Annotated in this window: 15 protein-coding genes and 3 pseudogenes; 12 read left to right on the forward strand and 6 right to left on the reverse strand. The window is 73.8% G+C overall.

What is annotated here, in order from left to right:
* The 6 genes from EES43_RS31020 to EES43_RS18175 form a co-directional block, all read left to right on the forward strand.
* Nucleotides 1-509 (forward strand): hypothetical protein (locus tag EES43_RS31020; protein ID WP_206430076.1); only part of this gene is annotated, 509 nt, incomplete at its 5' end.
* 284 nt (nucleotides 510-793) lie between these two features.
* The gene (locus EES43_RS18155; RefSeq protein ID WP_124269665.1) at nucleotides 794-2875 is read left to right on the forward strand and encodes a serine/threonine-protein kinase; all 2082 of its coding nucleotides are present in this window, start codon (nucleotides 794-796) and stop codon (nucleotides 2873-2875) included.
* A gap of 199 nt (nucleotides 2876-3074) precedes the next feature.
* Nucleotides 3075-6173 (forward strand): protein kinase, encoded by a 3099-nt coding sequence (locus EES43_RS18160; RefSeq protein WP_124269666.1) that lies wholly within the window; start codon nucleotides 3075-3077, stop codon nucleotides 6171-6173.
* Between the two features lie 138 nt (nucleotides 6174-6311).
* Nucleotides 6312-8021 carry a serine/threonine-protein kinase gene (locus EES43_RS18165; protein ID WP_124269667.1) on the forward strand — a complete coding sequence of 570 codons (1710 nt, stop codon included), beginning with the start codon at nucleotides 6312-6314 and terminating at the stop codon, nucleotides 8019-8021.
* Nucleotides 8022-8257: 236 nt separating this feature from the next.
* Nucleotides 8258-9874 carry a succinic semialdehyde dehydrogenase gene (locus EES43_RS18170; protein ID WP_124269668.1) on the forward strand — a complete coding sequence of 539 codons (1617 nt, stop codon included), beginning with the start codon at nucleotides 8258-8260 and terminating at the stop codon, nucleotides 9872-9874.
* A 47-nt stretch (nucleotides 9875-9921) separates the two neighbouring features.
* Complete coding sequence (locus EES43_RS18175) at nucleotides 9922-11817, forward strand: GMC oxidoreductase (protein WP_124269669.1); 1896 nt, start codon at nucleotides 9922-9924, stop codon at nucleotides 11815-11817.
* A gap of 422 nt (nucleotides 11818-12239) precedes the next feature.
* Here EES43_RS18175 and EES43_RS18180 read toward each other — a convergent pair whose 3' ends face one another.
* The gene (locus EES43_RS18180) at nucleotides 12240-12599 is read right to left on the reverse strand and encodes a chorismate mutase (protein WP_124269670.1); all 360 of its coding nucleotides are present in this window, start codon (nucleotides 12597-12599) and stop codon (nucleotides 12240-12242) included.
* A 329-nt stretch (nucleotides 12600-12928) separates the two neighbouring features.
* Here EES43_RS18180 and guaA point away from each other — a divergent pair, with 329 nt between their 5' ends.
* From guaA to EES43_RS18200, 4 genes and pseudogenes are all read left to right on the forward strand, one after another.
* Complete coding sequence (gene guaA, locus EES43_RS18185) at nucleotides 12929-14524, forward strand: glutamine-hydrolyzing GMP synthase (RefSeq protein ID WP_124269671.1); 1596 nt, start codon at nucleotides 12929-12931, stop codon at nucleotides 14522-14524.
* A 143-nt stretch (nucleotides 14525-14667) separates the two neighbouring features.
* A pseudogene (locus tag EES43_RS18190) lies at nucleotides 14668-14793 on the forward strand (Uma2 family endonuclease); the annotation flags it as partial.
* 134 nt (nucleotides 14794-14927) lie between these two features.
* On the forward strand, nucleotides 14928-15716 hold the full coding sequence (locus EES43_RS18195) for a class II aldolase/adducin family protein (RefSeq protein ID WP_124269672.1): 789 nt from the start codon (nucleotides 14928-14930) through the stop codon (nucleotides 15714-15716).
* Between the two features lie 121 nt (nucleotides 15717-15837).
* Nucleotides 15838-17106 carry a hypothetical protein gene (locus EES43_RS18200; RefSeq protein ID WP_124269673.1) on the forward strand — a complete coding sequence of 423 codons (1269 nt, stop codon included), beginning with the start codon at nucleotides 15838-15840 and terminating at the stop codon, nucleotides 17104-17106.
* 103 nt (nucleotides 17107-17209) lie between these two features.
* On the opposite strand, the gene EES43_RS18205 is transcribed toward EES43_RS18200, so the two are convergent.
* Complete coding sequence (locus EES43_RS18205; RefSeq protein ID WP_124269674.1) at nucleotides 17210-17476, reverse strand: hypothetical protein; 267 nt, start codon at nucleotides 17474-17476, stop codon at nucleotides 17210-17212.
* On the reverse strand, nucleotides 17463-18827 hold the full coding sequence (locus EES43_RS18210; protein ID WP_124269675.1) for a PspC domain-containing protein: 1365 nt from the start codon (nucleotides 18825-18827) through the stop codon (nucleotides 17463-17465). Before EES43_RS18210 ends, EES43_RS18205 begins: the two co-directional genes overlap by 14 nt.
* 235 nt (nucleotides 18828-19062) lie before the next feature.
* On the opposite strand from EES43_RS18210, the gene EES43_RS18215 reads away from it, so the two are divergent.
* Entirely contained in the window at nucleotides 19063-20349 is a 1287-nt protein-coding gene (locus EES43_RS18215; protein ID WP_124269676.1) for an ATP-binding protein, read from the forward strand.
* Entirely contained in the window at nucleotides 20346-21041 is a 696-nt protein-coding gene (locus tag EES43_RS18220; RefSeq protein ID WP_124269677.1) for a LuxR C-terminal-related transcriptional regulator, read from the forward strand. The genes EES43_RS18215 and EES43_RS18220 overlap by 4 nt, the downstream gene beginning before the upstream one ends.
* Nucleotides 21042-21187: 146 nt before the next feature.
* Here EES43_RS18220 and EES43_RS18225 read toward each other — a convergent pair whose 3' ends face one another.
* The 3 genes and pseudogenes from EES43_RS18225 to EES43_RS31870 all read right to left on the reverse strand — a co-directional run.
* Nucleotides 21188-21955, reverse strand: coding sequence for a GNAT family N-acetyltransferase (locus EES43_RS18225; RefSeq protein ID WP_124269678.1), 768 nt, complete (start codon nucleotides 21953-21955; stop codon nucleotides 21188-21190).
* Nucleotides 21956-21996: 41 nt separating this feature from the next.
* Nucleotides 21997-22842: pseudogene (locus EES43_RS18230) on the reverse strand (NlpC/P60 family protein); the annotation flags it as partial.
* Nucleotides 22839-23144: pseudogene (locus EES43_RS31870) on the reverse strand (MerR family transcriptional regulator); the annotation flags it as partial. The pseudogenes EES43_RS18230 and EES43_RS31870, both read right to left, overlap by 4 nt.
* Nucleotides 23145-23149: the final 5 nt, after the last annotated feature.

Here is a 23149-nt window from a genome sequence, read left to right on the forward strand (position 1 = left end):
CCGTCGGCCTCAAGAAAGCACCCGAAGCAGCGCGGAAGATCGGTAGCAAATTCCAGACATGGAAAGCAGGGAAGGGTGGATCAGTCCTCACGGAGGTCGATACTGCTCACGGATCTGGTTCTTCCTCTGCGAAGTTTAATTCTGACGTGCCGAGAAATCCGGCTCATAGCGCGACGGAATACGAAATGATCGACATGGGCAACATCAAGCCGGAACATATCAAGCAATACCGAACTCTGAATAATCAGCCGGATGCCTTCTCGCCCAATGGGCCGCAGATCTTCAAGGGCCAGGTGAATGAGGCTGCATATCACTGGGGTATTGGTGGAAATAAGAGCACCATCTGGCGAGAGATGTTCACGCCGGATGGGTGGGTGAAAGTAAAGAACTCGCCCATCCCTCTGCCGAAATACGTGATAGCGAGAGACGGCCGGGGGTACGTCTACGTCGATAAGGCGAAGCGCGTGGCGAAGGACGAACATCACCTGGCCGTTTGGACGCGGTCGTAATCCGAAGAGTCTGCCGGCCCGGCGGCTGTGGACGGCCCTGGACGGGTAGGCGGGGTCGGTAGGAGGCTGTGGGGGTGAGGTGTGGTTCGCTGGGCGGGCTCGCGGTTGCGGAGCCGGGCGGCGGACGCGCCGTCGGGCGGCCGACGGGCCCCGGGCTTCGGCACGGTGAGGATCTCCTCTCTTCGGGCCGCGCCACGGCGGACCTCGGACCCGGCACCAGGACCGGTCCCGGGGTGAGGGACAATGAACGCTCTGCCAGGGCGGGTTGATCGCAGAGGGGACGCATGTCGGAGGCGGAGCAGGCACGGGAGCCCCAACGGGACAAGGAAGGCCGTCTCCTCGCGGGGCGTTACCGGCTCGGGGAGGTGCTCGGCCGGGGCGGCATGGGCACGGTCTGGCGCGCTGCCGACGAAACGCTCGGCCGTACGGTGGCGGTCAAGGAGCTGCGGTTCCCGTCGGCCATCGACGAGGACGAGAAGCGTCGGCTGATCACGCGAACCCTGCGTGAGGCGAAGGCGATCGCACGGATCCGCAACAACGGCGCGGTGACCGTCTACGACGTGGTCGACGAGGACGACCGCCCCTGGATCGTCATGGAGCTGATCGAGGGCAAGTCGCTCGCCGAGGCGATCCGCGAAGACGGCACGCTGACCCCGAGGCGGGCCGCCGAGGTCGGACTCGCCATCCTCGACGTGCTGCGCTCCGCGCACCGCGAGGGCATCCTGCACCGAGACGTGAAGCCGTCCAACGTACTGATCGCCGAGGACGGCCGGGTCGTGCTGACCGACTTCGGCATCGCCCAGGTCGAGGGCGACCCCTCGGTCACCTCGACCGGCATGCTCGTCGGCGCCCCCTCGTACATCTCGCCCGAGCGGGCCCGCGGCCACAAGCCCGGACCGCCCGCCGACCTGTGGTCGCTCGGCGGACTGCTCTACGCCAGCGTGGAGGGCTGCCCGCCGTACGACAAGGGCTCGGCCATCGCCACGCTGACGGCCGTCATGACCGAACCGCTCGACCCGCCGAAGAACGCCGGTCCGCTGACCGACGTCATCTACGGGCTGCTCGCCCGCGACCCCGACCAGCGGCTCGACGACGCCGGGGCGCGCGCTCTGCTCAACGGCGTGATCCACGCTCCCGACGAGCCGGAGCCGACGCCCGCCGACTCCACCCGGGTGATGGCGCTTCCCGAGTCGCCCGACGGGGAAGCCGCCGCCGGGAAGGCCGCGAAGCAGGCCAAGGCTCCGAAGCCGCCCAAGTCGCAGGCCGCGTCGGGTGATCCGGTCGAGGGGACGCGCGACCGGCTGCGCGGGGCCCTGCGCTCCGTACGGAACGCCAAGGCGGCTCCGGTCGCGGGCGCCGGAGCGGCAGCCGCCGCCACACCGGCCGACGCGGCGTCCGCCACGACCCCTCCGAAGCCCGCGTCCCCGCCCGGCGCCCCGGCTGCCGGAACCTCCGCGTCCGCCCCGGGGACGGCGGCGGGCTCCCAGGCGTCCGGGAGGTCCGCGCGTTCCGGGGCCGCGTCCGGGGCCTCCGCACCCGGGCAGCGGCCGTCCGCCCCGCCCGCCGTCACCCGCGCGTCGATCACCGACGTGGTGCCGCGCCGCACCCTCGCGATCATCGCGGGCGTCGTCGCCCTCGCCGTCCTCGGCACCGTTCTCGCTCTCTCCCTCGGCGGCGACGACAGCGACCAGGGCGCCAAGGGCGGCACCGCCTCCTCCGCCGGAGCCGACGCGTCAGGCGGCTCCGGCGGCAAGGCCGACCAGAGCGCCGGAACTTCCGGTTCCGGCGAGGACCAGGACGGCGGCCAGAAGGAAGGCCAGGGCGGCGATAACGGCAAGGCGTCCGAGAAGCCGTCCGAGAAGCCGTCGCCGGACCCCAAGGAGGACGAGCCGGACCCCGACGCGCTGCCCGCCGGATACGAGAAGGTCGGCGACTCCCGGTTCCACTTCGGCATGGCGATGCCCGACGGGTTCCGGCGCACGGCCATAGCGGGCCGCAACTCCGGCGGCATCTACAACGCCGAGCGGGGCAGCTTCCCCCGGGTCCAGATCGACTTCAACAGCTCGCCCGGGTCGGACGCCGCCGCGGCCTGGGCCGGGGCCGTCCCGAGCGTCAAGTCGCTCAGCGACAACTACCGGCACGTGGGCATCAAGGAGGTCGAGTACAACGGCTACCCGACCGTCGCGGACTGGACGTTCGAGCGCGACCACGACGGCGTCCGGGTCCGTGTGCTGAACCGGGGCTTCAAGGTCGACGCCGACCGCGGCTACTCGATCATGATCAGCTGCGAGGCGGACGCGTGGGACGGCGACGAGTGCCGGACGCTGCGCGAGACGGCGTTCGGCACGTTCAAGCCGACGAAGTGACCGTGCGACAGCCGAGCGGAGGCCCATGGGCGGGCCGGGTTGGTGCGACCCGGCCCGTCGGCCCCCGATGCCACGTATCGTAAGACGCCGAAGACCGTAAGCAGCCGGAACGGTGGGCCGATCGACCGCCGTCCACCGTGGCCGACGGCTTCGAGCAGACCTTGATGGCCGGGGGAACAGCGCGCTCTGGGGAGGCGTCGTGGACGACTACGCGGGTCGGGTGCTTGCCGACCGCTACCGCCTTCCGCTGCCCCCGTCCGACGGGTACGAACTCGTCGAGACCCGGGCGTTCGACACCTACAGCGGCCAGGAAGTCCTGGTCCGGCAGGTGCCGTTGCCGGAGATCGTGGACGCGGAGGTGCTCGACGCCGACGGGCGGCCCGCGGCGTCCGGGCGCGCCGCCGGACGGGCGGTGCGGCGCAGCACCGATCCCGCCGTGCGGCGCGCGATCGAGGCGGCGCAGGCCGCCGCCCAGGTGCCGGACCACCCGCGGCTCGACCAGGTCTTCGACGTGTTCGCCGAGGCCGGTTCGCTGTGGATAGTCAGCGAGCTGGTCGCCGCCCGCCCGCTGGCCGCGCTCCTCGCCGAGCGCCCGCTGAACCCCTACCGCGCGGCCGAGATCGGCTCCGACGTGCTGATGGCCCTGCGCGTGCTCCACGCGCACGGGTGGACCCACCGCAACATCACCGTCCGTACGGTCCTGGTCTGCGACGACGGGCGCGTCATGCTCACCGGGCTGGCGGCGGGCGCGGCCGAGGAAGCACTCTGCGGCTACGCGCCCGAACCGCTGCCCGACGACGAGCCGTCGCCCGCACCGCCGACCACCGACGGCATCCCGGTCGCCGACGAGACGCCGTACGAAGCCTCCTACGCGGCTCCGAACCCGTACGCGCCCCCGAACCCGTACGCGGCTCCGAGTCCGTATGAGGCCCCGTACGAAGCCCAGCCCGCCGTGGACGAGCGCGACGACGCCTTGGCGCTTCCGCCGGTCGACAGCCACGACAGCCACGACAGCCACGAGGGCCACGAGGGCCACGAGGGCCGTGAGGGACGGGAGGGACGGGACGGCCGGGCAGGCCGCGAAGGCCGGGAGCTCGCCGGTGTGCCGCTGCCCCAGGGGTACGTGCCGCGCCCGGCGGCGGCCCCGGAGTCCTTCCGCGCCCCCGACGCGCAGAGCGGGCAAGGCGGGCAGGAGCTCGTGCCGCGGCCGGCCGCGCCCGCCGTGCCCTACGCCGGAGCGCCGCAGCCCCCCGCCGAACCGGGAGCCGCGAGCGCCGCGCAGCTGCGGGCCGCGCGCGCCGGGGCCATCGCCGCCTACCGCGCGGGCGTGCGCGCCGCCGCCCGGGTCGCCGAGGACCGGCAGCAGCCCTCCGGCGCGCCCGCCGACCTCACGAAGAACGCCCCGCACCCCGGCCCCGGGCCGCATCCGGGCGGCGAGCAGCCCGCCGTGGACGCCGCCGGGGACGGCGCGGGGTCCGACGCGGACACCGGCGTGCTGCCCGTGCAGCGCCCGCCCGCTCCGCTCCCCGCGACCGGCCCCCGGCCGAGCGGCCCCTGGCGCGGCCCGGCCGTGGAGCCCTACGACGACGAGGACGACGAGGACGACGAGGAGGGCCCCCGCCCGCCGGGACGCCGCGTCCACCTCGCGGGCACCTGGGACGACGGGCCGGGCTCCGGCCGCCCCGTGCCCGCGGGCGGCTCCGGAGCGGACGCGCTGCGCGCCGACTCCCGCCGCCCCGGCGCGACGGCCGCCCCGGTACCCGTCGTCCGCGGCTCCGGGCTCCCGGCGGAGCGCGGCGCGGGCGGCGCCTGGGAAGAGGCCGTCGGAGGCGGGCGCACGGCCGCTCGCTACCGGGGCCCGGCCACCCCGCTCGCCGCCGAACGCGCCCGGCAGGCGCGGATCGCCGTCGTCGGGCCCGTCACCGAGCGCTGGGCCCCCGAGCAGGCCGGGCCCGTCCACGAGAACTGGCAGCTCGCCCCGCCGATCGGCCCCTCCACCGACCTCTGGGCGCTCGGCGCGCTGCTGTACCGCGCCGTGCAGGGCCACGCCCCCTACCCCGAGGAGAACGCGGCCGAGCTGGTGCAGATGGTGTGCGCCGAGCCGCCCGCCTTCGCCGAGGAGTGCGGCGCGCTGCGCCCCGTCGTCGAGTCGCTGCTGCGCCAGGACCCCACGGAGCGGCCGGACTTCGAGGAGCTGCGCGGCTGGCTGCGGTCGCTGGTGCGCTCCGCGCCGGAGCCGGAGGCCGGTGCCGACGTCGTCCCGCTGCCGTCCGCCGACGCCACCCGGCTGCCCATCGTGCGCCGGCGCGGCGAGCTGGTCCGCAGGCGGCGCGGTCGCTTCGGCGGGGGCACGGACCGGGGCCGGCACCGCCAGGGCAGGCAGCGCGGCCAGGCCGAGACGCGGCGCGGCCCCCAGCGGGCGGAGCAGCGGCAGGAGCAATGGCAGGAGCAGGCCGGGTGGGACAGCGTGCTGCCGCCCGAGCCCGCCGTCCGCATACCCGCCGACGAGTGGGAGGACCGCCCCGCCCGCGCCCCGCGAGCGCCCAAGGGGCCCCGGGCGCTGCGCGAGCCCGCACGGCGGCCGGACGGGAGTTCGCCGCGCCGCCTGGGGCGGACGCTGCTGATCGTCATCATGCTGCTGATGGCCGCCGCCATCGCCTACGCCCTGATGTTCATGCCCAAGCAGGACGCGGACGGGGGCGCCGGAGCGCAGGTCCGGCCCTCCGGCTCCGCGCCCTCCGCCGGCCCCGGCGGCGAGTCGGAGCCGCCCGCGCCGCCGTCCGCCGGGACGACCGGTGAACCCGGCTCGCAGAAGCCGCAGACCAGCCGCTCCGCCGTCGCGCTGGCCTCCGGCTACGCGCTGCGGAAGGACGCGGAGGGCTTCGAGGTCGGCGTACCGAAGGACTGGCAGCGCTCCCCGGCCAACGCGGACCGTCAGATCCGTTACGGCGGCGACGGGTTCAGCCTGCTCGTGGTGCCCGGCCGGGACTCCGTGAAGGCGGGCGGCAGCGATCCGCTGGACTACCAGCGCGACAAGGAGCCCGAACTCCAGCCGTTCCGGGACTCCAGCTGGTCCACCTCTTCCGGGCTGCGGCGTGTGGACGTGGGCCGACAGGCCATGGCCGAGGGCCAGTTCACCTGGCAGGACGCCAACGGGCGCGAGGTGTTCGTCCGCAACCTCGCCATGATCGTCGACGGCCGCTACCACATCGTGCAGGCCATCGGTCCGGTGGACGAGCGGGACCGGGTGACCGAGATCTACGAACAGGCCATCGCCTCCTACCGGGTGAACGACTGACCCGGCGTCATGGCGGCTGCGGACAAAGGCCGTAGGGCAGAGCGACAAGCATCACAGTGCGGTCTCGTGGGCGATCCCCGGTTCCGTCCCTCCGCCCCCGCTCCGTAATCTGGCAGCCGAGGAACGGGACGGGTACACGTGGATCGATCACAGGGCACGGCGGCGGGACTGTTGCTGGCGGGGCGTTACCGGCTGGGCGACGTCCTCGGCCGCGGCGGCATGGGCAAGGTGTGGCGCGCCCACGACGAGGTGCTGCACCGCACGGTCGCCGTCAAGGAGTTGACGGCCGGTCTGTACGTCGCGGAGGCCGACCGGCTCGTCCTGCACGCCCGCACCCAGAAGGAGGCGCGCGCCGCGGCCCGCATCACGCACCCCGGCGTCGTCACCGTTCACGACGTGATCGAGTACGACCAGCGGCCCTGGATCGTCATGCAGTACGTCGACGGGCCCTCGCTCGCCGACGCCGCCAAGGAGACCGGCGAGATCGCCCCGCGCGAGGCCGCCCGCATCGGCCTGCACGTGCTCGGCGCGCTGCGCGCCGCGCACGGGGCCGGAGTGCTGCACCGCGACGTCAAGCCCGGCAACGTCCTGCTGGCGCGGGACGGCCGGGTGCTGCTGACGGACTTCGGGATCGCCGCGATCGAGGGCGACTCCACCATCACCCGGACCGGCGAACTGGTCGGTTCCATCGACTACCTGGCGCCCGAGCGGGTGCGCGGCGGCGATCCCGGACCGGCCTCCGACCTCTGGTCGCTGGGGGCCACTCTGTACACGGCGGTGGAGGGGCGCTCGCCGTTCCGCCGCACGTCCCCGATCTCCACCATGCAGGCCGTCGTCCAGGACCAGCCGCCCGTGTCGGAGAACGCCGGGCCGCTCGGCCCCGTGATCACCGCGCTGCTCCGCAAGGACCCGGCCGACCGCCCCTCGGCCGCCGCCGCCCAACAGATGCTCCGCGATGTCGCCGAGGGCCGCGCGGCGCGTTCGGCGCAGGCCCATGTGGAGACGGAGTCGTACCCGGGGAAGGCCCGCTACCCGGTCACGGTGCCGGACGGGGACGCCGCCCGCCTGTCCGGCGACGCCTCCGTCTCGGCCTCCGCCGCCACCGCCGCGCGGCCCCGCCCGGACCAGGACACGTCGGGCCGCTCCGGCCCGCTCGCCGGAGCGGTCTCCGCGCCGGTGACCCGCCGCGCCGGAGCCCGTTGGCGCACCACGCTGGTCGTGGTCGTGGCCGCCGCCGTCCTCGGCGGGGCGGGCGGGCTGGTGGCGATGAAGTACCAGGGCGGCGCCGCGGAATCGCCGGTCGGCCGGACCCGGGCCGACACCACCGTGTCCACCGACCCCTCGGCCATCCCGGACCGCGCGGCGGCCGAGCCGGCCACGTCGGAGATACCCGACGGGTGGCACCGGGTCGAGGACCCGGCGGGCTTCAGCCTCGTCGTACCGGTGGACTGGACCCGGCAGGAGCAGGACGGCCAGATCGACTACACGCCGGACGGCGGCGCGCACCGCATACGGATCAGCGTCGACCCCGATCCGGACTTCGACCATCCCTACCTGCACATGCGGGACATGGAGCGGGACCTGTCGGAGCGGCTGCCCGGCTACCGGAGGATCGCGCTGGAGAAGAACGTCTTCCGCGACCGGCCCGGATCGCTCTGGGAGTTCACCTGGGTCGAGTCCCAGGACCATCCCGGACCCCGGCACGGCATCGACCAGATGTACTACGGCGAGGCGGGCGGTCCCGAGTACGCCCTGTACATGACCGCGCCGGAGGAGGGCTGGGAGGACAGCCGCGAGCAGTTCGCCATCATGCTGCGCAGCTGGCGGGCCCCGGAGCCGGGCGACTGAGACCGGGCGCGGGCCGCCGCCCTTGCCCGCGTGCCCACGGAACAACACCCACGGATCAACACCCGCGTGCCCACTGATCAACACCCGCGTACCCACTGATCAGCGATTATGCCGCCAGTGATCGCTGGCTCGGTCGTCCCGGCGGTGGCGGAGCGCCGAACGGATGCCGGAAGGTCCTGGGAAAACCTGTTACCCACGGGTACCCAAAGCGATCGGGTGGACATACTCTCGGCCTCATGACGGACTCGCAGGCCCCTGACGCCCCTCCCGGTTCGAACCCCGTGGCGGTCGCTCCCGCCGGCGTGCGCACAGCCGCGGACGTGGTCACCCCCGAGGTCGTCGCCCGGCTGACCCGCGGCGTCGTCGGGTCGGGCCGCACGGCCAACCACACGCCCTCCACCGGGGAGAAGCTGGCCGACCTGCCCGAGTCCACGCCCGGGGACGTCGCCACCGCCTTCGACCGCGCCCGGACCGCCCAGGAGGCGTGGGCGGCCGTCCCGGTGCGGCAGCGCGCCGCCGTCCTGCTGCGCTTCCACGACCTGCTCCTCGGCCGCCAGTCCGAAGTCCTCGACCTCATCCAGCTGGAGACCGGCAAGGCCCGCCTGCACGCGCACGAGGAGGTGCAGGCCGTCGCCGTCGCCGCCCGCCACTACGGCCGCCGCGCCGTCGCGTACCTCAAGCCCAGGCGGCACACCGGCGTCGTCCCGACCCTCACCAAGGTCACTGAGCTGCGCCAGCCGCGCGGCGTGATCGGTCAGATCGCCCCCTGGAACTACCCCTTCGAGCTGTCCGTCGGCGACGCCCTGCCCGCGTTCGTCTCCGGCAACGCCGTCGTCATGAAGCCCGACACCGAGACCGCGCTGACCGCCCTGTGGGCCCGTGACCTGCTCGTCGAGGCCGGACTGCCCGCCGAGGTCTTCCAGGTCGTCCTCGGCGAGGGGCCCGTCGTCGGCCCCGAGGTCGTCGCCCGCGCCGACTACGTCTCCTTCACCGGCTCCACCCGCACCGGGCGCGAGGTCGCCGCCGGCGCGGCGGCCCGTCTCGTCGGCGTCTCCCTGGAGCTGGGCGGCAAGAACGCCATGCTGGTCCTTGAGGACGCCGACGTCGAGAAGGCCGCCGCGGGCGCGGTCCGCGCCTGCTTCTCCTCCGCCGGACAGCTCTGCATCTCCATCGAGCGCCTGTACGTCCACGAGTCGATCGCCGACGACTTCGTGCGCCGGTTCGCCACCCGGACCAGGGCCATGCGCCTCGGCAGCGCCCTCGCGTACGGGGCCGACATGGGCTCCCTCGTCGGCGAACGGCAGCTGGAGACGGTCAGCCGACATGTCGAGGAGGCCGTCGAGAAGGGCGCGACGCTCGTCGCCGGAGGCGTGGCCCGCCCCGACATCGGCCCGCTCTTCTACGAGCCGACCATCCTCGACGGCGTCGAGCCCCCGATGGCCGTCTGCTCCGAGGAGACCTTCGGCCCGGTCGTCTCGATCTACCGCTTCAGCGACGAGGACGAGGCCGTCGCCCTGGCCAACGGCACCCCGTACGGTCTCAACTCCAGCGTCTGGACCACCGACGCGCGGCGCGGCCACCGGATCGCCGCCCGGTTGCGGACCGGCACCGTCAACATCAACGAGGGGTACGCCCCCGCCTACGGCAGCGTCCAGTCCCCGATGGGCGGCATGAAGGAGTCCGGCCTCGGCCGGCGGCACGGCTCCGAGGGCATCCTCAAGTACACCGAGGCCCAGACGGTGGCCCAGCAGCGGCTGATCCCGCTCGCGCCGGCCTTCGGCATGGACGACGAGAAGTACGCCGCGTTCATGACCCGCAGCCTGAAGGCGATGAAGGCGATCCGGCTCCGCTGACCCCGTAACGGCACCGCACCCCCGCCCTTTTCGTACCGAGGAGAGCCATGTCCCAGGACAGCCCTGCCCCCGAACAGCCCGCGAACCCGGTGCCGGCCGAGGACGACGCCGCGTACGACTACGACGTCCTCGTCGTCGGCTCCGGCTTCGGCGGCGCTGTCTCGGCCCTGCGGCTGACGGAGAAGGGCTACCGCGTCGGGGTCCTGGAGGCGGGCCGCCGCTTCACCCCCGGCACCCTGCCGAAGAACTCCTGGGACCTGAGGAACTACCTCTGGGCCCCCGCCCTCGGCCTCTTCGGCATCCAGCGCGTCCACCTGCTCGGCAACGTCATGGTGCTCGCCGGGGCCGGCGTGGGCGGCGGCTCGCTCAACTACGCCAACACCCTGTACGTGCCGCCCGCCCCGTTCTTCGAGGACCGCCAGTGGGCCTCGATCACCGACTGGCAGGACGAGCTGAAGCCGTACTACGACCAGGCCCGCCGCATGCTCGGGGTCCGCCTCAACCCGACCATGACGCCCTCCGACATCCATCTCAGGGCCGCCGCCGAGGCGATGGGCGTCGGCGACACCTTCCACCTGGCCCCGGTCGGCGTCTTCTTCGGCGACGGCAAGGACGCGGACGGCACCGCACGGGCCAAGCCGGGGGACCCGGTCCCCGACCCGTACTTCGGCGGCGCTGGACCCGCCCGCCGGGCCTGCACCGAGTGCGGCGAATGCATGACGGGCTGCCGCCACGGCGCGAAGAACACCCTCAACGAGAACTACCTCCACCTCGCCGAGCAGGCCGGTGCGGTCATCCACCCGATGACCTCCGTCGTCGCGGTCACCGACGACCCCGAGGGCGGCTACCGGGTCCTCACCGTCCCCACCGACCGCCGCCGCAGGGCGAAGCCCACGAGGCTCCGCGCCCGCAAGGTCGTCGTGGCCGCCGGTACGTACGGCACCCAGAGCCTGCTGCACACCATGAAGGACCGGGGCCTCCTGCCCCGCCTCTCCGCGAGGCTCGGCGAGCTGACCCGTACCAACTCCGAGGCGCTGGTGGGATCCCAGACCAGCGACCGCCGCTACCGCAGGAAGCACGGCATCGCCCGCGCCGACTTCTCGCGGGGCGTCGCGATCACCTCGTCCATCCACCCGGACGACAACACCCACATCGAGCCCGTCCGCTACGGCAAGGGCTCCAACGCCATGGGCGCGATGTCGATCCTCCAGGTCCCCTACGGCGGCCGGCGCGTGCTCGGCTGGCTCGGCAACATGGCCAGGCATCCCGCCCTCGCGGCCCGTTCGCTCTCCAACCGCCGTTGGTCCGAGCACACCATCATCGGGCTGGTCATGCAGTCGCTGGACAACTCGCTGACCACGTACCGCAAACCCGGCGGCCTCGGAAAGGGCCTGCTCACCGCCCGCCAGGGGCACGGCGCGCCCAACCCGACCCAGATCGCGGAGGCGACCCGCAGCGCCTCGCTGCTCGCCGAGGAGATCAACGGCTTCGCCGGGTCCAACGTGGGCGAACTGATGGGCACTCCGCTCACCGCGCACTTCCTCGGCGGCTGCCCGATCGGCGCGAGCCCCGAGGATGGCGTCATCGACCCGTACCACCGGCTGTACGGGCACCCCGGCATCAGCGTCGTCGACGGCTCGGCGGTCTCCGCCAACCTCGGCGTCAACCCGTCCCTGACGATCACCGCCCAGGCGGAACGCGCGCTGTCCTTCTGGCCGAACAAGGGCCAGGCGGACCCGCGCCCGGAGCAGGGCGCCGGATACGAACGCCTCGCGGCCGTCGAGCCGTTGGCGCCGGCCGTGCCGAAGGAGGCGTTCGGCGCGCTGAAGCTGCCGTTCCTCGGGATGCCCGTGGTTCCGGCGAAGGGAACGGTTCCGGAGGGGACGGTGGAGACCGGAGTGGACGTGAAGGGCGTGGGGAACACTCCTGTACCCGATCCGTGACCCTGCCGGGAGCCCAGAGGTCCGCGACGGCCGCCCCGGCGGCGGCGGGGGCGGTGCCGGTCACGGTCGGAAGAGGAAGACGGAAGGGCCTAAGGACGGAAGGACGGAAGGCAAATCCGCCAGGGCCGGGGGACGAGCCCTGGCCGTACGTCCCGATGCGGCCGACCCGGGCGTCCCCGGGGTCGGCCGCATATGGGGTGACCGGGCTGCTGTCCCCTGCGGACCGGTCACATGCGCCGGGACGTGGTCCCACGACGTACCTGCGGTACGCCACACGTTCCGGCGGAGCCACGCGTGGTTCTCTACCGATGCCGCCCCTGGTTGGCACGGACACCGGGGACAACGAAGCCGCGGCGGTCGCGGTCACGCGCCGTACGGGTGAGACGGGGCCCGAACGCAGATCCGCCCCGTGTCCGGTCGTCTCAGACCCGGCCGCGGCACAGCTCCAGCAGTGTCATGGCGAGCGAGGTGCCCGGCTTGCCCAGCGCGTCCCTGTAGTGGCCGAGCACGGCCGTCTCGCGCGAGAGGTTGACCCGGCGACCGCCCGAGGTGATGCGCGCCTCCTGGATGACCGCCGAGACGGCCATCCGTTCCTGGACGAGGCCGATGATCCGGTCGTCGAGCCTGTCGATGCGCTCGCGCGCGCCGCCGATCAGCGCGGCGGCCTCGGCGGTGTGCGCGCCGGTCCGCTCGGCCGCGTCCGCCGTGCCGGTGCCGGTGCCGGTACTGGTGCCGGTGTTGGCGGCAGCGGCGGTGCTGGTGCTGGTGGTGCTGGTCGTCATCGGGACTCCTGGTGGGGGCGGGGGCCCCGGGAGCGATCGGCCCGGACACGCAGAACGCCCCGGGCCTGTCGGCCCGGGGCGCCTGGAACGTTGCTTGTCAGTAGCTCAAGCAGCACGACCATGGCAGCCGGCGGGCCCGGGTGCCATAGGTAAAGACGAAGGTCGTGTGCTGACGCATGGCGACAGTATGACCCCCGTGCCGGCCGCCCCGCCAACCCGGGGCCCGCATCGTGAGACGCGGCGGCCCGCCACCGGCCCGGCGGAGGGTACGCGGGCGGCCGGTAGAATCGGTGGAACCGACCCCCTCATCACCGCCGGAAGGCCGCCCCGTGCCAGCAGCACCCCCCGCCGCCCCCGACACCACGGCCGACGTGGTCCTCGTCGTCGACTTCGGCGCGCAGTACGCCCAGCTCATCGCCCGCCGCGTCCGTGAGGCCCGGGTCTACAGCGAGATCGTCCCGTCCACCATGCCGGTGGCCGAGATGCTGGCCAGGAACCCCCGCGCGATCATCCTGTCCGGCGGGCCGTCGTCGGTGTACGCGCAGGGCGCGCCCTCCCTGGACCGCTCGCTCTTCGAGGCCGGGGTCCCGGTCTTCGGCATGTGCTACGGCTTCCAGCTGATGGCCACCACCCTCGGCGGCACGGTCGACGACAACGGCGCCCGCGAGTACGGCCGCACCCCGCTGACCGTCTCCAAGGCGGGCTCCACGCTCTTCGAGGGCACGCCCGCCGAGCAGCCGGTGTGGATGTCGCACGGCGACGCCTGCTCGGCCGCGCCCGAGGGCTTCACCGTCACCGCGTCCACCGACGTCGTGCCGGTCGCCGCCTTCGAGAACGACGAGAAGCGGCTCTACGGCGTCCAGTACCACCCCGAGGTCCTGCACTCCACCTACGGCCAGCAGGTCCTGGAGCACTTCCTCTACCGGGGCGCGGGCATCGAGCCGAACTGGACCACCACCAACGTGGTCGAGGAGCAGGTCGCGCTCATCCGCGAGCAGGTCGGCTCCAAGCGGGCCATCTGCGGCCTCTCCGGCGGTGTCGACTCCGCGGTCGCCGCGGCGCTGGTGCAGAAGGCCATCGGCTCCCAGCTGACCTGCGTCTACGTCGACCACGGGCTGATGCGCAAGGGCGAGACCGAGCAGGTCGAGAAGGACTTCGTGGCCGCCACGGGCGTCAAGCTCAAGGTCGTCGACGCGGAGAAGCGCTTCCTGGACGCGCTGGCCGGGGTCTCCGACCCGGAGCAGAAGCGGAAGATCATCGGCCGCGAGTTCATCCGCGTCTTCGAGCAGGCCCAGGCCGAGCTGGTCGCCGAGGCGGGTGCGGCCGGAGAGGACGTCGCCTTCCTCGTCCAGGGCACGCTCTACCCGGACGTCGTCGAGTCCGGCGGCGGCACCGGCACCGCCAACATCAAGTCCCACCACAACGTGGGCGGCCTGCCCGACGACATCGAGTTCCAGCTCGTCGAGCCGCTGCGCCAGCTGTTCAAGGACGAGGTCCGGATGGTCGGCCAGGAGCTGGGCCTGCCCGAGGAGATTGTCCAGCGCCAGCCGTTCCCCGGCCCCGGCCTCGGCATCCGCATCGTCGGCGAGGTCACCAAGGAGCGCCTTGACCTGCTGCGCGAGGCCGACGCCATCGCCCGCGAGGAGCTGACGGCGGCCGGCCTGGACCGCGACATCTGGCAGTGCCCGGTGGTCCTCCTCGCCGACGTCCGCTCGGTCGGCGTCCAGGGCGACGGCCGCACCTACGGCCACCCGATCGTGCTGCGCCCGGTCTCCTCCGAGGACGCCATGACGGCCGACTGGTCCCGCCTGCCGTACGAGACGCTGGCGAAGATCTCCACGCGCATCACCAACGAGGTCGCCGACGTCAACCGGGTCGTCCTCGACGTGACGAGCAAGCCGCCGGGGACCATCGAGTGGGAGTGACCTCCCCCGCTCCGGACACCTCCGGGTCAACGCCGATGCCGTCGCTCATTCGTCTGGGCGGCGGCATCGTCGTATCCGCTGGGCACGCCGGCCGGAGAGACGAGACTCTGCCCATGGGAGCCATCATGAGTGCCGCACCCGATCACGAGCTGTCCGACCCGGCCCTCGAGGCGTACACGGCCACAGGCATCCACCACAACGCCCTGAAGCTCGACGTACCCTTCCCGATCGCCATCGACCTCACCGCCATCGACCAGCGCCGCCCCTGACCCCGCCGCCCTCCCCGCGGGTTCCTCTCCCCGGAGTTCTTCTCTCCGCTGTTCTCGCTCCTGCCGACCTCTGGCCACCTCGTCCGCCCGGCGGTACCTTCCCCTCCCCTGCACCCGGGACTCCAGGAGCCGCCATGTCCGAACCGGTCGCCGTGCCCGCCCCCGCGCCGATACCCGTCGAGCAGCTGCGGTTCGCGATGCCCCCGGTGCACGCGACGCCGGAGGAGGAGCGGACCCACCGCAGACAGCGGCTGGCCGGAGCGCTGCGGCTGTTCGGGCAGTCGGGGTACGAGGACGGGGTCTCCGGGCACATCACCGCCCGCGACCCCGAGCTGGCCGACTGCTTCTGGGTGAACCCGTTCGGCGCGCCGTTCGCCGACATCGCCCCGCAGGACCTGATCCTCGTCAACGGCGACGGGCAGGTCGTCCGGGGCCGCTTCCACGTCAACCAGGCGGCCTTCGCCGTACACGCGGCGGTCCACCGGGCCCGTCCCGACGCCGTCGCCGTCGCGCACACCCACTCCGTCCACGGTCGGGCCCTGGCCGCGCTCGGCGAGCTGATCGAGCCCATCACCCAGGAATCCTGCGCCTTCTACGAGGATCTCGCGCTCTACGACGCGTACAGCGGGGTCGTGGTGGACGAGGAGGAAGGCCGGCACATCGCCGACGCGCTCGGTCCGCGCAAGGCGATCGTCCTGCGCAACCACGGGCTGCTGACCGTGGGCGGCTCGGTGGACGCGGCTGCCTGGTGGTTCCTCGCGCTGGAGCGCGCCTGCCAGGTGCAACTGCTGGCGCGGGCCGCCGGGAAGCCCGTCCTCATCGGGCACCGCGACGCCGTCGCCACCCGGGAACAGCTCGGCGGGGACCTGGTGGCGTGGATCAACTACCAGCCCCTGTGGCAGCGGATCAGTCGCACATTCTGACGAGCCGGCCCGCAGGCGCGCCCCGATGCGGGCGAATCCCGTCCCGTACGGCACAATTCGCTGACATCAGAGGCGAGTTGGATGTTCGGCTGTACCGGGGCGGGAAAGGGCGTAATCCTCCGTGGCGTTGGACGAGGCAAGGACGAGCGGCACGCACGGCGGCGGCTGCACGTGCGGCGACTGCCCGCACGGCGCGCGCGAGGGGCACCGCCGCGCGGTCGCGGCGTTCCTCGCCAAACGCGACGAACTCGCCGCCGGACAGGGCCTGCCCGCCGGAGTCGCCCGGTCCGCCTCCGCGTCCCGGCAGTGGGTCTCCGACGAGCTGACCGAGTCCGCCCGCACCGTCGCCGAACGCGGCCGGGCGGCGGGCGACGTCTGGCTCCACCACGTGTGGCGCGGCACCCTGTTCGCCGCCTGGGGTTCGGTCGTCCTGCTCCTCGTCGGCGAGAGCGTCACCGCGATCGGCGCCGGCTGGTCCACCGCGCGCACCGCGGGCCTGCTCGCCGGGCTCGTCACCGCCGCGCTGCTCACCGCCGCCGCCCGCTTCCACCGCGCCCGCGGCGGTCTGCTGGCCCCGCTCATCGGCGAGGACAACCGGCTCTCCACTTCCCGGACCGTCGCCGCCGCCTGGGTGCTGCTCGCCGTCTTCGCCGTTCTCGTCCTCGCCCTCCAGCTCGCGGGCGCCTCCGACCACGCGGACCGCGACGCCCTGATCGAGGGCCTGGACCTGGTGCGGTCCGCCGGGGTCGTGACGGTGCTGGCGCTGGTGTGCGCGGTCGCCGTCGTCGTCCGCCGGGTGGTGACCGTACGGGTGCTGGGCCAACGGCTCCAGAAGCTGCGCGCGGACCGGCCGCGCGCCGCCGACCTGCTCACCGACGACTCGGGGCGCGGGTCGTTCACCGATGTGCAGTACGTGCTGGTCAGCGCCGTCGCCGTGCTGTTCACGGCGGTGCGCCTGGCACGCCGTCCGGAACAGCTGCCCGATCTGCCGTGGGGTCTCGCCCTGCTGGTCGCCGTCTCGGCGGCGACCTACTTCGCCGGGAAGTACGCGGAGGGCGGGCGGCCCGTGGTGCTCTCCGTCGTGCGGGCCCGGGAGGCGGGCGACCTGGACGCCCCGATCCGGACCGGCGACGACATCGAGATCCGGGGCGCCGGCTTCGTACCGCCGGGCGCGGGCAGCCCCGACCGGCTGGCCCGGCTCGTGGTGCGGATCGGCACGGTCCACGTCCACGTACCACTGATCCCGGTCGCCGGAGGTTTCGCCAACCCGACCGACACCGTGCTCACCGTGCCGGTACCGGTCGAGGTCGAGCCGGGCGTCGTGGACGTGCAGGTCGTCACGGCCGCCGGGGTGGAGACCAACCGCTGCCCGATCGACGTGACGGACTGAGCCGACCGGCCGAGGACTGACGGGCTCAGGACTGACCGGTCGAGGGCTGACCGGCCGGCCGAGGGCTGCTCCTTTTGGGGCCGGACCGCCGCGGCGGCCGGGCCTACCCTGTGGGCCCGGTGCCGGTACCGGTGTTCGCGGGCGCGGCCCTGTTCTCGGCGGACGCCTTCCTCGCCGCGCGCCGCCGCCGCACCCGGTAGGCGGTCCAGGTCACCGCGGCGGCCAGCGACAGGCCGCCGAAGAACACCGTCAGCACGAAGGTCCACGGGATCCGCCACGCCCCGGCCGCGTCCGCCGCGTAACCTCCGGCCAGGGCGAGCAGGGTCAGACCCGCCACCGCGCGGCCGGGCCGGATCTCATGACGCGGCACGGGTGACCTCCACCTGTCCGATGCCCACTTCCACTTCCAGTTCGACCGTGCCGGCCGGCACGGTCCCCGCGGGCGGCGGCAGCGTGCGCTCCGTCGACTCGTCGGCGTTGATCCCGACCTGTACCCGCCGCCCGTCCTCCAGCCGGATCTCTCCGAGCCCCGCCTCCGCGCGCACCCTCACCGTCGCGCCCCGCGGGACGACGACGACGGCCCGCCCGGCCCCGACCTCCAGCCGCGTGCGCACCGTGTCGCCCCGCGCCACCGCCGCCTTCGACAGGTCCAGCCGGGCTTCGCCGGCGCCCAGCTCGTAACGCGGCTGGACGGCGGTCACCGAGGCCGGCCGCCATTCCTGGCGCGCCCACTGCGTGCCGATGTCCTTCGGCACGGCCGCCGCACCCGCCAGCAGACCCGCCGTGACCACCGCTGTCAGGAGCGTGCCGAACCCGGTCCGGCCGAGCACCGAGGAGACCAGCAGGCCCAGGCCGAACACCGCGAGCGCGGCGGCCAGTCCGATCTGGAGGGCGGTGCCCAGCGGCTGCTGCTCCCAGCTCAGCCCCGTCCCCAGGCCGCCCGCCAGCAGCGCGCCCACCAGGACCGGACCGCCGATCGAGCGCGGCCCACGCCGCCGGGGAGTCCCGCCCGGCGGCCGGGGCGGGGCGTCGGGGCCGGGCCGCCGCCCGGCCACGGCCTTCGCGCCCCCGAGGTCGGCGTCCGGCGGGCCCCACAGGTAGCCGGTGCCCACCGGCCCGGTGGTGCCGTCCTTGACGATCGGGTCGCGCCACCACGACGGGCTGCCCGGCGTCGGCGGCGCCTTCACCTCGGGCGGCGGCGCGCCCAGCCCTCCGGTGTGCGCGGAGGCGGGCGCGGCGAGGTGCGAACCGCCCTGCTCCGCCGGATCGTCCGGGGCCGCCGAGCGGCGGGCCTGCTCGGAGCGGCCGGCCTGCGTCCACACGGAGAAGCCGACCACCGCCAGCGACAGCAGCGCGGCGAAGGCCAGCATGCCCCGGTTGCCGAGCATCGACAGGAACAGCCCGCAGCCGATCAGCGCCAGCAGCAGCGCCACCAGCGACGCCCCCTCGACCCGCCCCGACATCAGGCGGCGCGCCTCGTTCTCCTCCTCGCCCTCCAGGGGGAGCAGCAGCCAGGCGAAACCGTAGAAGATCAGACCGATGCCGCCCGTCACCGCGAGGACGCCGAGCACGATCCGGAAGATCACCGGGTCCACGTCGCAGTACCGGCCGAGGCCGCCGCACACCCCGGCGACCACCTTCTGCCGCGGGCTGCGCCGCAACTGCGGTTTCGGCGCGTCGGGCGGCGTGACGCCGGGGGAGGCGTCCGGGGGAGCGGTCATGCCTCCATGGTGACGGCCGGGCCCGGCGGACGGGACCCGTGCCGACCCTGGCCGGTCCCTGATTTCGGCCGCGGCCTTCCCGGAAGGGACGCAAGCCTTCCGGTAAGGGGCCTTCCGGTATGGGGCCTTCCGGGAGGGTACGGGGCTGTCCCGGAAGAGGCCGGGGTGGTCATCAGGGTCCGGTGGGGGATCGACCCTGATGCCCGCCGGCCGTGCCGCGTGTGACGATCGGGGTATGCCAGTCACCACCGGCCGGGCCGCCGGCTCCGTCGCCGCCGATCCGGAGGAGCCCGCGCCGCGCAAGCTCTACCGCAGCGCCGACGGACGGCTCCTCGGCGGCGTCGCGCGCGGGCTCGCCGGACACCTCGGGCTGCCGGTCGCCTGGGTGCGGTTCGTCTTCCTCGTCCTCTTCTTCACCGACGGCCTCGGCGCGCTGCTGTACGCGGTGTTCTGGATCGTCGTCCCGCTCGGCGTCGGCGGGGTGGAGGCCCCGCGCTCGGTCTTCGAGACCGCGCCGGACGGCCGCCGCCGGCTCCGCAAGCCGGACAAGGGCCAGGTCTTCGCACTCGTCGCGCTGCTCGTCGGCGCCCTCGCCTTCGTGGTCAACGTCGACATGGGCAGCGAGGCCGGCCGCTACATCTGGCCGACGCTCCTCATCGGCGCCGGCTCCGTCCTCGTCTGGCGCCAGGCGGACAACGCCCGGCGGGCCCGCTGGATGGAGACCGGGCAGCGACGCCGCCTGCTGCACCTGGCCCGCGGGCTCGCCGGGGTCGCCCTCGTCGGCCTCGGCCTCGCCGTCTTCCTGGTGGTGCGCGGCTCGGCCGCCCAGCTCGGCAACGTGCTCACCGCCGCCATCGCCGTACTCACCGGCATCGCCCTGCTCGCCGGCCCCTACCTCGTGCGGCTGACACAGGACCTGTCCGAGGAGCGCCTGATGCGCATCCGCGCCCAGGAGCGGGCCGAGGTCGCCGCGCACGTCCACGACTCCGTGCTGCACACCCTCACCCTGATCCAGCGCAGCGCCGACGACGGCGGAGAGGTCCGGCGGCTGGCCCGCGCGCAGGAACGCGAGCTGCGCAACTGGCTCTACAACCCGGAGGGCACCGGCAAGGACGAGGACGACGAACCCGAGACCCTCGCCGAGGCCGTGAAACGCTCCGCCGCCGAGATCGAGGACAAGCACGGCGTGCCGCTGGAGGTCGTCGTGGTCGGCGACTGCCCCCTCGACGACAAGCTGGCCGCCCAGATGCAGGCCGCACGCGAGGCGATGGTCAACGCCGCCAAGTACGGTGGCGAGGGCGGAGCCGTGCAGGTCTACGCGGAGGTCGAGGGCCGTGCGGTATTCGTCTCCGTACGCGACCGGGGTCCGGGGTTCGACCTGGACGACGTGCCCGCCGACCGGATGGGCGTACGAGAATCAATCATCGGCCGGATGCAGCGCAACGGCGGTACGGCCCGGCTGCGTTCGGTGCCCGGCGGGGGCACCGAGGTCGAGCTGGAGATGGAGAGGGCGGGCGAATGACCGAGAACACCGAAGCCACCGGGGGCCCGGAGCGACGGGTACGGGTCGTGCTCGTCGACGACCACCGGATGTTCCGCACCGGCGTCCAGGCCGAGATCGGCCGCACCGAGGAGACGGGCGTCGAGGTCGTCGGCGAGGCCGCCGACGTCGACCAGGCGGTCACCGTCATCACGGCCACCCGCCCCGAGGTCGTCCTCCTCGACGTGCACCTCCCGGGCGGCGGCGGCGTCGAGGTGCTGCGCCGCTGCGCCCCGCTGATGGCCGCCGCCGACGGCCCGGTGCGCTTCCTCGCGCTGTCCGTGTCGGACGCCGCCGAGGACGTCATCGGCGTCATCCGGGGCGGGGCCCGGGGCTATGTCACCAAGACGATCACCGGCGCGGACCTGGTCGACTCGGTCTTCCGGGTCCAGGAGGGCGACGCGGTCTTCTCGCCCCGGCTGGCCGGCTTCGTCCTGGACGCGTTCGCCTCCACGGACGCCCCGCCCGTCGACGAGGACCTGGACCGCCTCACCCAGCGGGAGCGCGAGGTGCTGCGGCTGATCGCCCGCGGGTACGCCTACAAGGAGATCGCCAAGCAGTTGTTCATCTCGGTGAAGACGGTCGAGTCGCACGTCTCGGCGGTGCTGCGCAAGCTCCAGCTCTCCAACCGGCACGAGCTGACCCGGTGGGCGACGGCGCGCCGGCTGGTCTGAGCGTCCGGGGCGGGAAACCGGCTGTCCGGGTCGACTCGCCCACGTGCTGTCCGGGGCGGGCTGTCATCTCCCGGCTGTCACGTACGTCCGGGGCGGGCCGTCACGTACGTCCGGGTCTGGCTGTCACGTACGTCCGGGGCGGCCCGTCACGCGCCGTCCGGGTCGAGCGAGATGTCGACCTTCTCGCCGATCCGGCGATAGCCGATGCTCGCGTAGACCCGCTCCACGTCCGGACCACCGGGTTCCAGCCATACGGCGCGGCAGCCCTGCGCGAAGGCCCGCCCGGTCAGCCACGCGGAGAGCGCCGCGCCGACGCCCCGGCGGCGGAACGGGGCCGCGACGGCGAGTCCGGTCAGCTCGCTCAGGCCGTCGACGGCGATCGAGCAGCCGCCCGCGCCGGCCGCCGACCCGTCGAGGACGGCCAGGGCCGCGACACCGCCGTCCGAGGCCGCCGAGCGGAGCCAGTCGGCCGTCCCCTCCTCCGGCTCGCCCTCGCCGCCGAACCCGTGGTGCTGGACGCGGGCGGCGTCGGTGAACTCCGCGTCCCCCTCCGGTACGGCGATCCGCAGACCGTCCACCGGCTTCGGCGGAACCAGGTCGTCCGGGGCGCAGGCCAGCAGCGGCGCACGCTTCTCCACGGTGAAGCCGGCCGCCAGCAGGGCCGGTTCGACGGCGGGGGCCCAGGCGGGCAGGAACTCCAGGCGCGGCAGCCGCGCCCGCTCGCGGAACGCCTCGACCAGCGCGGCCACGTCGTCCGGTGTGGGCCGCGCGTCCCGGTCGGGAATGGCGTAGTTGGCGTACTTCAGCTCCCAGCCCGGGTTGTGCCGGACGGTGAACGGGCCCACCCGGTAGTGGTCGGGGGTGCGCAGGGTCAGTGCGCGGGAGTATTCCTGGACGGCGATCGCCATCGGCATACGGGAGTTCCTTCGACGGGACGGAGGTCGGCGCCGGGCGACTATGCCACGCGGGTGGCTCCCGCGAAAGGCATCTGGTCGATGGGAGCGACGCGTACGGGCGCGCCCGGCCGCGGGGCGTGGATCATCTGCCCGCCGCCGACGTAGAGCCCCACATGGCTGATCCCGGAGTAGAAGAACACCAGATCGCCGGGGGCGAGTTCGGAACGGGGCACCCGCTGCCCGGCGTTGATCTGGGTGTACGTGGTGCGGGGCAGGCCCACGCCCGCGGCCTTCCAGGCGGCCTGGGTGAGCCCGGAGCAGTCGAAGGCCGAGGGGCCGGTGGCTCCCCAGACGTACGGCTTGCCGATGGCCCCGTAGGCGAAGTCGACGGCCTGCGCGGCGCGGGCGTTCGGGGCGGTGATCCGGCCGCGGGCGGTGGAGCGGTCGGCGTGCGCGGGACCGCCGCCGTGGCGGGCGTCGGCCGATCGCTCGTAGGCGGCGCGCTGCTCGGCGGTGAGCGTGTCCAGGAGCTCGCGGGCGTCGGCCAGCTTGGAGCGGATCCGGGAGCGGTGCTCCCGCAGCTCGGCCCGGCGGGCGGCCAGCACCTCGGTCTCCTGGTCGGCGCGGGCCTTGACGCGGGCGAGGCGGGAGATCTGGCGGCGGATGCCGGTGAGCATGCCCGTCTGGCGGTCGGCCGCCCGGTCGAGGGAGGCGGCGCGCTCCAAGTAGCTGTCCGGGTCGGAGGAGAGCGCCAGTTGCACGGCCGGGTCGAGGACGCCGGTGCGGTACTGGGCCGTGGCCAGCGAACCGAGCGCGTGGCGCGCCGTGTTCAGCCGGTCCGTACGGCGGGCGGCCTCGTCCGCCAGGGCGTCCACGGCCTTCGTGGCCGCGGCTTCCTTCTCCTCGCGAGTCGCCCGCGGGTGTCCTGAAGTCGCCGGATCTCGGCGCGCAGACCCTTGTCGATCTCCTGGACGCCGTCGGCGAACTCCTCCGGGCCGGCGTCGAGGAGTTCCTGCACCCTGGCCAGCGGCACGCCGGCATCGGCCAGGGTGCGGATACGGATCAGTCGCACGACCGCGCCGGAGTCGTAGGCCCGGTAACCGGATCGGTCGCGTTCGGGCTCGGGCAGCAGGCCGATCCCGTGGTAGTGGCGTACCGCCCGCACCGTCACCCCGGCGTACGCCGCGAGCTGGCTGATGGTGAGCATGGGGC

Origin of the sequence: Streptomyces sp. ADI96-02 (genome assembly GCF_003846185.1) — a bacterium.
Classification (GTDB): domain Bacteria; phylum Actinomycetota; class Actinomycetes; order Streptomycetales; family Streptomycetaceae; genus Streptomyces.